Annotated in this window: 7 protein-coding genes; 6 read left to right on the top strand and 1 reads right to left on the bottom strand. The window is 40.5% G+C overall.

Annotation, left to right across the window (positions count from 1 at the left end):
- Positions 1–10: 10 nt before the first annotated feature.
- The 5 genes from EQG61_RS02290 to EQG61_RS02270 all read left to right on the top strand — a co-directional run bounded on the left by EQG61_RS02290 (position 11) and on the right by EQG61_RS02270 (position 2,695).
- The gene (locus EQG61_RS02290; RefSeq protein WP_129460271.1) at positions 11–442 is read left to right on the top strand and encodes a hypothetical protein; all 432 of its coding nucleotides are present in this window, start codon (positions 11–13) and stop codon (positions 440–442) included.
- 4 nt (positions 443–446) lie between these two features.
- A complete protein-coding gene (locus EQG61_RS02285; protein WP_129460270.1) occupies positions 447–869 on the top strand; it encodes a SufE family protein in 423 nt (140 codons plus the stop codon).
- A gap of 13 nt (positions 870–882) precedes the next feature.
- Positions 883–1,206 carry an SUF system Fe-S cluster assembly protein gene (locus EQG61_RS02280; protein ID WP_129460269.1) on the top strand — a complete coding sequence of 108 codons (324 nt, stop codon included), beginning with the start codon at positions 883–885 and terminating at the stop codon, positions 1,204–1,206.
- Between the two features lie 6 nt (positions 1,207–1,212).
- Complete coding sequence (locus tag EQG61_RS02275; RefSeq protein WP_129460268.1) at positions 1,213–1,719, top strand: DUF2480 family protein; 507 nt, start codon at positions 1,213–1,215, stop codon at positions 1,717–1,719.
- A gap of 88 nt (positions 1,720–1,807) precedes the next feature.
- Positions 1,808–2,695, top strand: a complete 888-nt coding sequence (locus EQG61_RS02270) for a DUF3078 domain-containing protein (protein WP_129460267.1) — start codon at positions 1,808–1,810, stop codon at positions 2,693–2,695.
- A 188-nt stretch (positions 2,696–2,883) separates the two neighbouring features.
- On the opposite strand, the gene hflX is transcribed toward EQG61_RS02270, so the two are convergent.
- Positions 2,884–4,107 (bottom strand): GTPase HflX, encoded by a 1,224-nt coding sequence (hflX, locus tag EQG61_RS02265; RefSeq protein ID WP_129460266.1) that lies wholly within the window; start codon positions 4,105–4,107, stop codon positions 2,884–2,886.
- Positions 4,108–4,289: 182 nt separating this feature from the next.
- Between hflX and EQG61_RS02260 the strand changes: the two genes are divergently transcribed.
- Entirely contained in the window at positions 4,290–12,926 is an 8,637-nt protein-coding gene (locus EQG61_RS02260; RefSeq protein ID WP_129460265.1) for a fibronectin type III domain-containing protein, read from the top strand.
- Positions 12,927–12,950 lie beyond the last annotated feature (24 nt).

Raw genomic sequence — 12,950 nt, 5'->3', positions numbered from 1 at the left:
ACCAAAACGTATGAAAGCAATTGCCATTGTCCTATTTACCCTATTGATGGGAAAAGGATGTTCAGGAAACGGTGCCGAGTTGGCCTTAGCAAAATTGACTTATACTGCACAATCGCGTGGGGTGAACAAAGTAATCACGATTCAAAATCAGGATATCTCGGTGGAATCGGGTCGGGGTAAAGACGCCACGGTTACAGTTTCCACGATTTCGGAAGGCGATTGGAATGATTTGGTGCGTCAGTTTGATAAAATTGAGTTAGAAAAAATGGAAACCTACGCTGATCCGTCGCAGGAGCGTTTTCATGATGGTGCTGCTATCGCTAATTTGACGGTGGAATACAATGGAAAAGTATACCGTTCCAAAGATTTTGATCATGGGAATCCGCCTAAGGAATTGAAAGCTTTAGTAGACAAAATTTTCTCTTTAATTTCAGAAAAATAAGCGCATGACGATACACGATATTCAAGAAGAGATTGTTGATGAGTTTTCGATGTTTGACGACTGGATGCAGCGGTATGAGTACATTATCGAACTCGGAAAATCGCTTCCTTTAATCGAGGAGCAATTCAAGACCGATGAAAATATTATCAAAGGGTGTCAATCGAAAGTGTGGGTGCACGCCGAAGAAAAACAAGGAAAAATTTGGTTTACGGCCGATAGTGATGCGATTTTGACCAAAGGAATTATTGCGATTTTGATTCGTGCTTTTTCGGGTCAAGAGGCCAAAGCAATCTTGGAAGCCAATACTGATTTTATTGACGCAATCGGATTAAAAGAACATTTATCGCCTACGCGGGCCAATGGTTTGGTGTCAATGATCAAGCAAATCAAGATGTACGCGCTGGCCTTTGAAACAAAAAACCAATAACAAAAATACATTCATGGAAGAATTTAACGATACCATCAACTTAGGAGAAAATGTGGTGAAAGTGTTGAAAGGCATTTACGACCCTGAGATTCCGGTTGATATTTATGAATTGGGGTTGATATATGATGTTATGATCAATGAAGATCATGAAGTAAAAGTGCTGATGACCTTAACTTCACCCAATTGTCCTGTTGCGGAAACCTTACCCGCTGAGGTTGAAGAAAAAATCAAGAAGATAGAGCATGTGAAATCTTGCGAAGTTGAAATCACGTTTGATCCGCCATGGAGCAAGGATTTGATGAGTGAAGAAGCGAAGTTAGAACTAGGCATGTTATAATACGTCATGGACGAAATTGTAAATCGGGTAGCGCAGTCGGCGTTAATGGTGTTTGACTTGGAGGATTATTTTCCGAAGCAGGTTCGAACAGGCATTGACGTATCCCAATGGCTTTACGAAGGGTTTTTGTTGAAAGAAAAAGACTTTCGTGAAGCATTAAAACAGCACGATTGGTCGCAATACCAAGACCAATGGGTTGCCATTTATTGCAGTACGGATGCTATTTTGCCCACTTGGGCGCCCATTTTAGTAGCCTCCTATTTGACAGAAACAGCTGACTGGGTAATTCTGGGTCAGCCGGAATCTTTGTTGGATTTGTATTATCAAAAAAAGTTAGAGCAACTGGATTATTCAGACTACCAAGATAAGCCCGTTATTTTAAAAGGTTGTTCTAAAAAACCGGTTCCCGAAAGCGCCTATATCGTCGCAATGCAGCATTTACAAAAGGTGGCCAAAAGCATAATGTTTGGCGAAGCGTGTTCGGCGGTTCCGCTCTTCAAAAAAGGAAAGTAATACGAAAATGTTAACCTTTGCGTTATCCCTTGTAAACTAAAGAAGTATTCTTACTTTTGCGCCCGAAAATCAAAACCCTTAGTACACCATGAAAAAGTGGATTGTGTTGACTGTACTGTTAAGTACGGCTTTTCAATCAAAGGCTCAATTGAGTGAAAAAGAGCTTTTAAAAAAGACCGAAGAAGTTGTAAAAAACATCACGATGGAGAAACCCAACGGGTGGACCAAAAAAGGGGTGGCTACTTTTATTGCCAACCAATCTATTTTCAACAATTGGTTAGCCGGTGGACAGACTAGTTTTGCGGGCAATGTTACGTTCAATTATGATTTTAATTACAAAAGTGACACCTGGAACTGGGATAATAAATTAACAGCAGGCTACGGTATTACTAAAGTAAAGCAACAAGATTTACAAAAAACCGACGACCGTGTGCAATTCAACTCTTTGTTAGGTAAGAAGTTTACAGAGGTTTGGTATTACTCTTCGTTTTTCAATTTCAAATCCCAATTTGATTCCGGTTTTGAAGGTGGAATAAAAACCTCGCGTTTCTTTTCTCCTGTGTACATGCAATTTGGTTTGGGGGTATTGTGGAAGCGCAGTGATAATTTTAAAATCAATGTGGCGCCGGCCACTTCAAAAGTGGTTTTAGTCGCCAAAAAGTTTACAGTTGATGGTCCTTCTTTTGGGGTTTTACAAGGCGAAACGATGCGTTATGAGTTTGGTGCGGCGGTGAATGCTTATTACAAATGTACGTTGATGGAGAATATAACGATGGAAAACATTTTGAACATGTATTCCAATTATAATGAAGACCCACAAAATGTGGATTTGGATTATACGTTAAACATCAATATGAAAGTGAACAAGTATTTGTCAACCAATTTTGCGTTTCAAACGATTTATGACGACAATGCCTTTCCAGGTTTTCAAACGCGCCAGAACATTGGGGTGGGTGTGAACTACACTTTTCAGTAGCAATTCATTCCACTGTATAACGGTTTTGCGCGAGGGGTAGTAGTGGAAAGCCTGACCGTGACGAAGGAGCGGGCAGCTTGAAACGGATGACCCGACCCCGTAAAATAAAATTGATTTGTAAGAAGTTCGTTCACGGGGGCGCGCCCAAAATAAAAAAACAAAACCTGTCCAATACGACAGGTTTTTTGTTATTCTTTTTCGACGGCGTCTTTATAATCGGGATATAAAAATTTATTGTACGGGAAGCGTGTGATATGGATTTTTCGCACGGCTTCGTAGACTTTTTCCCGAAACTCCTCGAAATTGGCTTTTTCGGTGGCGGAGATAAAAATGGTATTGTCTTCACCGAGGTGGCTCATCCACGTGTTTTTCCAATCGTCTAGGGTATAGTGTTTACTGGTGCGTTCGGTAATTAAATCGTCTTCTGCAATGACCTCGTGATGGTACGCATCTATTTTGTTAAAAATCATGATGGTCGGTTTGTCATTACTCTTGATATCCATTAATATTTGGTTTACCGATTCAATATGATCTTCGAAGTCGGGGTGGGAGATATCGACTACATGTAAGAGCAAATCGGCTTCGCGAACTTCATCCAATGTACTTTTAAATGATTCAATCAATTGTGTCGGAAGTTTTCGAATAAAACCAACGGTATCGGAGAGGAGAAAAGGCAAGTTTTTGATGACAACTTTACGCACGGTGGTATCCAGCGTTGCGAATAGTTTATTTTCTACAAAAACTTCACTTTTTCCTACAGCATTCATGAGTGTAGATTTTCCAACGTTGGTATAACCGACCAAAGCCACACGAACCATGGCGCCGCGGTTGCTGCGTTGAATAGCCATTTGTTTATCGATGGTGCGAATTTTTTCTTTGAGTAAGGCGATGCGATCGCGCACAATACGGCGGTCGGTTTCAATCTCCGTTTCCCCAGGACCGCGGAGTCCGATACCCCCTTTTTGACGTTCCAAATGCGTCCACATTCCTGAGAGTCGCGGCAACAAATATTGGCATTGTGCCAGTTCGACTTGCGTTCGGGCATAGGATGTTTCGGCACGTTGGGCAAAAATGTCTAAAATTAAGTTGGTTCGGTCTAAAACTTTACAATCTAAAATTTTAGAAATATTTTTTTGTTGCGAAGGCGATAATTCGTCGTCAAAGATTACGGTTGAGATGTTGTTTTCTTTCACATACAAATGGATTTCGTCCATTTTACCTGTACCCAAAAATGTTTTCGGGTTAGGGCGATCCAGTTTTTGCCAAAAACGTTTAACCACTTCTCCTCCAGCAGTGTAAGTAAGGAATTCAAGTTCGTCCAAATACTCTTTGAGTTTATCTTCGTTTTGGGATTGGGTAACGATACCTACGATGACCGTTTTTTCAAAATTTACTTTTTCCTTTTCGAGCATAATTTCATTTTCTGATTGCAAAAATACATATAAATGACTGCATTTTTCTTAAAATCAACAATTCTAAAGGCTTTCTTAAATCTTAAAATTCAGTTTTTCGGCTGTGATTCAGATTTTTTTTTAAATTTGGAGATTAAAATCAATCGAATACTATACTTTAATTAACTTAATCTCCATTGTAAATGAAGAAAATTACTTTCGTTCTTGCTTTACTGTGTACGTTTTTGGGCTTTGCCCAGTTTCCTACTCCTGGGGTTGAAGGTTTTGAGAATACGACCAATCCGGACGTAGCGACGAATCCTTCACCATGGACTTTAGGAACAGGAGCCACAGGTAACCAGTGGGCAGTTTTTGACAACGGTGTGGGTACTGCCCGTCGTTGGACAATTACCACATCTGCTGCCAATGTTTATGCCGGTACTAATTCGGCGTTCATGAATAATGAAAACATTGGTCAAGGAAACACTTCCGAGGATTACTTGGCTACTCCAAAAGTTACAGTACCTACCAACGGTGAATTACACTTTTGGACCCGTTCAACCTTAACCGGTCCGCAGGGTACAGAATATTTTGTTTTGGTTAACCCTACAGCTACTGCAGGGACACAAACCAACATTGCGAGTTATACTGTAACAGCTCAAACATACACTGAAGCAACGCTTTCGACTACCTTTAATGTGTATGAAGAGAAAGTGGTGGACTTATCAGCGTATGCGGGTCAGCAAGTATACATTGCCTTCATGATGCGTTTCACACAGCCTACTACAGCTTTGGGTGGAGACCGTTGGTTAATTGATTCGGTGAGTTTAGTAGAACGTTGTTTGGTTCCGAACAATTTATCAGCAACAAGTATTACACAGACTTCTGCGCTTTTAGGATGGACGGGCACTGCACCTCAATACGAAGTGGAAGTGGTACCGGCTACTGGTATTCCAACTGGTTCGGGAGTAATTGTAACTACAAATTCATATTCGGCACAAGGGTTAACACCTGCTACACCTTATGTATATTATGTTCGTGCGTTGTGTTCGCAAAGTAACAGTGCATGGGTAGGGCCGTTTAACTTTACTACGGCCACACCAGGGTTAACGTGTACTTCAGCCATAGCGATTCCGAATTTACCTTACAGCACCAATGATAACACGAGTGTTTATGCCGACACCAACGATACCAATCAAGGGGGATCGTGTGGTTCGACAACCAATTATATGATTGGTAATGAAGTGTATTATTCGTATACACCTACTACAACAGGTGCTATCAGCATCACAATGACGCCAGGCGCATCCAACTCGGGTATTTTTGTTTATCAAGGCTGTAACAATGTAGGGGTGAACTGTGTGGCTGGTGTAGCAGATGCTACTTCTGGTGTACGTAACATTCCGAGTTTGAATGTAATTGCGGGTCAGACCTATATTATTGTATTATCATCCTCTGCAGCAACGCAGAGTTATTCGTATAGTTTAATTATTCAACAATTGAACTGTGCACAACCGGATGCGTTAACAGCCACTGGTATTAGCTTAACAGGAGCCACACTTTCATGGGGCAATCCAGGCAATGCATCATCATGGGAGTATGTAGTGCAGACTTCAGGTTCGGCCATCCCATCAGGATCAGGAACAACAGTAACCACTAATGCTGGAACTCCTGTAACAGGATTAAATCCAGATACCGCTTATCAATACTGGGTTCGTGCCGATTGTGGTAACGGAACCTTCAGTGCTTGGGCAGGTCCGTATGTATTCAACACCTTAGTACCTCCTCCAGTATGTGGTGGAACGTATACTGACGGTGGCGGTGCAGCGGCAAACTATGCGAACAATGCCGACCAAACAGTAACTATTTGTCCACAAACAGTTGGAGATGTGGTAACTGTAACGTTCACTAGTTTCAATGTAGAAGCGACAAACGATGGTTTATATATTTTCAACGGAAACTCAACTTCAGCACCACAGATTGCCAGTGCCAATGGCGCAGGAGCAGTTCCTGGTGGTTTAGCAGGTGCTTATTGGGGAACTACGAATCCAGGTTCGTTCACTTCTTCAAGCCCTGATGGATGTTTGACATTCCGTTTCCGTAGTAATGCAACCACCACGGCAGCAGGATGGGTAGCCAATGTAACGTGTGCGGCTCCTCCAGCTTGTCCAGCTCCATTTTCTTTAACACCAACGGTTGTTTTAGGAACATCAGCTACCTTTACATGGACAGCTGGTGGTACGGAAAACCAATGGGAAATCATTGCACAACCTTGTGGAAATGCGGCACCTACGGCTACTACTGTGGGAACTGTAGTAAACACAAATACTTATACAATTCAAAACCTTAACGGTTTAACTTGTTATGATGTCTATGTTCGTGCCATCTGTACTTCACCAGATGTGAGCACATGGACCGGACCAGTATCCATCACAACACAAGTTGCACCTCCAGCGTGTGGAGGTGTATTCTCTGATCCAGGAGGGAATGCTAACTACGACAACAGTACCGATTCAACAGTTACCATTTGTCCCACAGCACCGGGTGATGTCGTAACGGTTAACTTTACATTTTTTGCAACAGAAGCTAACTGGGACGGATTGTATGTTTTCAATGGTAACTCAATTAATGCACCTCAAATTTCAAGTACGAATGGCGCGGGTAATGTACCCGGTGGTTTACCTGGTTCGTATTGGGGAACATTGACTGGAGCAAATTTACCTTCATTTACGTCAACTTCTCCTGATGGATGTTTAACGTTCCGTTTTAGAAGTGATACTTCAGTAACGGCAGCAGGTTGGTTGGCGAATGTAATTTGTGCGCCACCACCAACATGTCCAAATCCAAATACATTAATTACTTCTAACATTACCCATAATAGTGCAACATTAGCTTGGACAAATCCGAACACCGCTACTACATGGAATGTAATTGCGTTGCCTTGTGGATCGCCTGCACCAACTGCAGCAACAACAGGGTTTACAGTAGTAACAACAAATCCGTATACTTTTACAGGTTTAACTCCTGATACTTGTTATGATTTGTATGTTCAAGCAGTATGTGGAGCAGGAGATTTGAGTTATTGGATTGGTCCAAGTCCAATTACTACTCAAATTGCACCACCGGTTTGTGGAGCTGTATTTACAGACCCAGCTGGAGCAAATGCTAACTATGCGAATAATACCGATTATACAGTAACTATATGTCCTACAATTCCTGGAGAACAAGTAACAGTAACCTTTACTACGTTTAATACGGAAGCGAACTGGGACGGACTTTATGTATTTGATGGTGATACCATCAATGCGCAACAAATTGCAAGTAATAACCCAGCGAATAACGTACCAGGCGGATTGCCCGGTTCCTACTGGGGGAACTTAACTGGGGCAAATTTACCAGGTCCATTTACGGCATCAAGTGCTTCCGGATGTTTGACATTCCGATTTAGAAGTGATGGTTCTGTAACAAATCCAGGATGGGTGGCTGATGTAACTTGTGCACCACCACCAACATGTCCAAAACCTTCTAACGTAACCGTTACCAATATTACAACCACTACAGCTCAAATTGCTTGGAATGAAATTGGAACAGCTACACAGTGGGAGGTGTTGATTTTGCCTGCAGGTTCACCTGCTCCAACAGCAGCATCAACGGGTATCATTGTCAATACTAACCCCTACATTGCAACAGGATTAAACCCAGCAACACAATATATTGTGTATGTTCGTTCAATCTGTTCAGCATCAGATATTAGTTTATGGTCTAATGTTAAAGCGTTTAATACCATTATCGCAAATGATGAGTGTTTGAATGCTACAGTAACTCCAGTGAATACTTCTACAACGTGTACAGTGTTTTCAAGTGGATCACTAATTGGTGCAACTGCTTCATCAGAACCCAATACTTGTGGTGGTACTGATGACGATGATGTGTGGTTTAGCTTTACAGCTACCAGTACTACACATACGATTAACTTGAATAATATTACTGGTGGAACAACCGATTTATTCCACGTTTTATATTCGGGAACTTGTGGCAACTTAACACAATTGTATTGTAGTGATCCGAATAACAGTATTGCGAATAACTTGACCCCAGGTCAAACGTATTACATTCGAATCTACTCTTGGACTGCTACGGCGAATCAAACGTCAAGTTTCCAAGTTTGTATTGGAACACCACAACCACCACCAAGCTGTATTACCAATACACCTGCTGGAAATACATGTGCTGAGGCAACTCCAATTTGTAATTTGAATGGTTATTGTGGAAATACTTCTGCTTCGTATACTTCAAATTCTTGGCCACAACTTTCAGCTGCATTTTGTGGATCTTTAGAAAACAACTCTTTCTTGTCATTTGTGGCTGCCGATACTACAATATCTTTTGATGTTTGGGTAACTAGCAGTGAAGATGCAAATGGTATTCAAATTATGGTATTTGGAGCTGACACTTGTGGCTCTGGACCTGTAACGGAATACACTTGTTGGAGTCCGGGTGATGTTTTACCAGGTTCTACAAATATCACAGCAACTGGTTTGACGGTAGGTCAGACATATTACATCATGATTGATGGTTTTGCAGGTGACGTTTGTGATTATGTAATTGCTTCAAATTCAGGTATTCAAGCACCTGTTGAAATTACAACGTCAACCAATACTACTACACCAACAATTTGTTTGGGTCAGACAGCAACATTAAATGCTTCTGGTGGTAATGGACAATTTACTTGGGCAACACCGTCAGGTTCACTTAGTGCGACTACAGGAGCATCGGTTGTGTTTACTCCTCCTGGTGTTGGTACCTTCAACATCACAGCGACATCAACAGACAATAATCCAAACTGTCCTCAATCTGCATCAAGCACCCAAACTATTACGGTGGTTGACTATTTCAGTACAACATTTGATGCATTCCCTAGTTTCTGTACAGGTTCAACTTTCCCTGATTTACCTTCACAATCTAATGAAGGCGTAACAGGAACTTGGTCACCAGCTACAATTCAAGATGTAGTGGGAACTACAACCTATACTTTTACACCAGATGTAACTTTCTGTACAAATCCAACAACACTAAATGTAACGATTGACCCATTAACAACACCTACATTTATTACTCCAGCTCCAATTTGCCCTGGATCACCTGCTCCTTTACTTCCTACTACTTCTGGTAATGGAATTACAGGTACGTGGAATCCTGCTGTTGTGAGTAATACAGCTTCTGGAACGTATACTTTTACTCCAGATGCAGGTCAATGTGGTGCAACAGTTTCCATGAGCATTACAGTATTACCAAGTTGTGATTTTGGAAGTTATGCTAATGCAGTTTGGTTAACAAATTGTCAAACTTCTGATTTCTTCAACACACAAGGTTCTGGAACTGATATTATTGGTCCTGCGCAAAACGTTTTCCCTAACAGTGATTTAGGTACTTATGTTCAAAATTCAGGGACATTAAAATTGCGTGGTGCAGAAGTGAAAACATTCAAATCGGTAACCGCAAATGTATGTAGCGCTCGTCTATATTATAGAATATATCCAGTAGCTGGTACTCCTGGAGCATTTACTTCTTTGGATTTACCATTCTTTGATGATTGTACCATCGACAGTGATTCAAATGGAACTGTGGATACTTATCCGTCAGGAGGACCTTGTAACCCACGTGATCAAAAATGGCAAAGGGTCTTGAGTGATATTCAAAGTCCGATTGATTTAACAGCTTATACTCCAGGTGACTATAATTTGGAAGTGTATTATGAATTAACTGGAGACGTGGATTCACCAACACAATGTGACGACACCCAATTAATCAATAATGGTGGTGCAAACTTTATTGCAACATATACCTTACAATCTACTCCAGTTTATGCTAGTACTAATCCTACTACATGTAATGGTAATGATGGAACAATTACCATCACAGGTTTGGCGCCTAATACATCGTATAACTTTGGATATACGTATACAATTCCAAGCCCACCATCATCATATATTGCAGACAACAATGGTCAAATTGTAATTACTGGTTTAACAGCGGGTACTTACACTAACTTTAACTTGAATGTGAATGGTTGTAATATGCCCAATACAACTCCAATTGTATTGGTAGACCCTACACCTCCATCAGTTTCAGTTTCTGATGTAACAGTTTGTGAAACTACTCCAGCAACGTTAACAGCAGTTCCATCGGGTACTAGTACATACTCCTATGTGTGGACAGTTCCTACAGGAGCAACAAATCCTGGAGATGTTGCATCATTTGATGCCACAGTTTCGGGTAATTATACAGTAACAATTACGGATACAGTGACAAATTGTACAAGTAATACTGCTACTGCTGTTGTAGTAATAAATACATTAGTAACTCCAACTTTTGATGCAATTGCACCATTATGTTTGAATGCTACGGCTCCTGTATTACTTACTACATCAAACAATGGTATCACAGGTACATGGACACCAAGTACAATTGACACTTCAGTAGCAGGAACTTTTTATATTGATTTCACTCCTGATGCAGGGCAATGTGCGGAATCTGTTTCAATTACTGTTGTAATTAATAGTGTTCCAACACCTACAGCTACGGTTACACAACAAGCAACTTGTGCAACGCCAACAGGAACCGCTCAAGTTACTTCACCATTAAATGTAACTTCTACTGTTCCTTCAGATTTATTTATATCTGAGGTAACTGATGCTGAGACAGGTTCGTTAACTTATGTAGAAATTTTCAATGGTACAGGTACTACAAAAGATTTGAGCAATTATAAATTGAAATTCTATAACAATGGAAATACATTTACATCTTGTGACAATCAATTGAGCGGATTACTTGCAAATAACACTACAGTGGTTATTAAAGTAAGTTCAAGTGCGAATCAAGGTGGAGTTGTTCCTAATCTTGTATTTACTTCATGTGGAGGGGTTAATGACAACGATAACATTCGTTTGACTACCTCAACTGATGTTGAAATTGATGTTTGGGGTGATATAACAGGTACAAGCTTTACTCCAGCAAATGCTGCGGGCTATGTATATCGTAGAAATACAAATGCATCACCTGTTCCAACAACGACTTGGACTCCTTCTCAATGGACTGCTTTAGATCCTGAAGATTATTCAGATGTTGGTACTTACACTCCAGTAACAGTTCCAGTACAGTATGAATATGCTGTAGATAATGGAACCTACCAATCAAGTCCAGTTTTCTCTGGATTAACACCAGGTTCTCATACTATTACCGTTAGAGATTTAGCAACAGGATGTGTATCTCTACCAGTAACAGTTGTTATTGACACTCCAGCTTTATTACCAGCTGTTACTACTATTTCTTACACTAGTCCAGTGTGTGCTAATGCTGTTTCAACATTAACACCAAATACATCAACTGTTGGATTTACAGCAGGTGGTCAGTATACAGCGGATTCGGCGAACTTAAGTATTAATCCATCTACGGGTGTAATTGATGTAGCAAGTTCTCAACCTGGTTCTTATGTTGTTACCTATACAGTTGCTCAAAATATAGCAAGTTGTCAAGATGGTGGAAGTTCGACCACAACAGTCGTTATCAATCCACAACCAACGGTTTCTGTAAATAATGCGACGGTTTGTCAAGGTCAAACAGCTACTGTAACAGCGACTCCAGGTGATTCAGACACTTATTCTTATGTATGGACCTACCCAGTAGGTGCTGCTGATCCAGGAAATGTTGCCTCATTTACTACAACGATAGCAGGTACTTATAGTGTTGTAATTACAAGTACTACTACTGGATGTGTAAGTAATTCAGCTAGTGGAACGGTAACTGTAAATGCTAATCCAATAGTTACAGTAAATAGTTCAACTGTATGTCAAGGTCAATCTGCGACTGTAGTTGCAACACCAGACGTAACAGGTTCTTACACTTACGTATGGACTGTTCCAACAGGAGCTACAAATCCAGGTAACGTGAGTACCTTTACAACGACAACTGCAGGTAACTATTCTGTTGTGATTACAAATACCGCAACAGGTTGTACAAGTGCTTCGGGTTCTGGAACAGTTACTGTTAATCCTTTACCAACCGTTTCTGTTGCCAATGTTACTGTGTGTACTGGCGCTGCCGCTACGGTTACTGCCACACCAGGAACAGCAGGAACATATACTTTTGCTTGGACTGTACCTACAGGAGCAACAAATCCAGGAAATGTAGATACATTCACTACAACTGTTGCAGGAACGTATAGTGTAATTATAACTGATACAACAACAGGTTGTACAAGTACATCTGCTAGTGGTTCCGTTACTATTAATCCTGCCTTCAGTTTTGAAATTGAAGATGGATGTGTGGGTAACAACTATATGTTAGAAGTAAAACCATTAAATAATTCATTTGACCCAGCAACAGCTCAATACGATTGGGAAATCATTAACGGTAGTATTCCTGTCGCTGTGGGTAATGACGAACCTACATTTAATGTAACTTCATATTTGAATTCAACTCCTGCTTCTGAAACATTACCGTTAACTTTTGGAGTTACAGTAACAGATGCCAATGGATGTACACAATACAGTACAATCGTATTGACAACGATTTATTGTGAAATCCAACGCGGTATTTCACCAAATGGTGATGGCCTTAATGATTTCTTCGATTTAGAACAATTAGGAGTGAAAAATTTAAGTATCTATAACCGTTATGGTACAAAAGTTTATAGCAAATCAAGCTATACAAACCAATGGGTAGGTCAATCGGATAATAGTGACGAATTACCAGATGGTACTTATTTTTACGTGATTGAATTCAATAGCGGAGAAGCTTCCAAAACAGGTTGGATTTACATCAATAGAGAAGTGAAATAACAAACTAAATAATAAATGATAAAT

Source organism: Flavobacterium stagni (assembly GCF_004122105.1).
Taxonomy (GTDB): Bacteria; Bacteroidota; Bacteroidia; order Flavobacteriales; family Flavobacteriaceae; genus Flavobacterium; species Flavobacterium stagni.
Note: the sequence above shows the minus strand (reverse complement) of the source record. Positions and strands in the feature narration are given on the sequence as shown.

What these genes read in the sequence shown, in the direction of transcription:
- EQG61_RS02275 (WP_129460268.1), top strand. Translation starts at nt 1,213, where the DNA reads ATGGACGAAATTGTAAATCGGGTAGCGCAGTCGGCGTTAATGGTGTTT.
- hflX (WP_129460266.1), bottom strand. Translation starts at nt 4,107, where the DNA reads ATGCTCGAAAAGGAAAAAGTAAATTTTGAAAAAACGGTCATCGTAGGT.
- EQG61_RS02260 (WP_129460265.1), top strand. Translation starts at nt 4,290, where the DNA reads ATGAAGAAAATTACTTTCGTTCTTGCTTTACTGTGTACGTTTTTGGGC.
- EQG61_RS02270 (WP_129460267.1), top strand. Translation starts at nt 1,808, where the DNA reads ATGAAAAAGTGGATTGTGTTGACTGTACTGTTAAGTACGGCTTTTCAA.
- EQG61_RS02280 (WP_129460269.1), top strand. Translation starts at nt 883, where the DNA reads ATGGAAGAATTTAACGATACCATCAACTTAGGAGAAAATGTGGTGAAA.
- EQG61_RS02285 (WP_129460270.1), top strand. Translation starts at nt 447, where the DNA reads ATGACGATACACGATATTCAAGAAGAGATTGTTGATGAGTTTTCGATG.
- EQG61_RS02290 (WP_129460271.1), top strand. Translation starts at nt 11, where the DNA reads ATGAAAGCAATTGCCATTGTCCTATTTACCCTATTGATGGGAAAAGGA.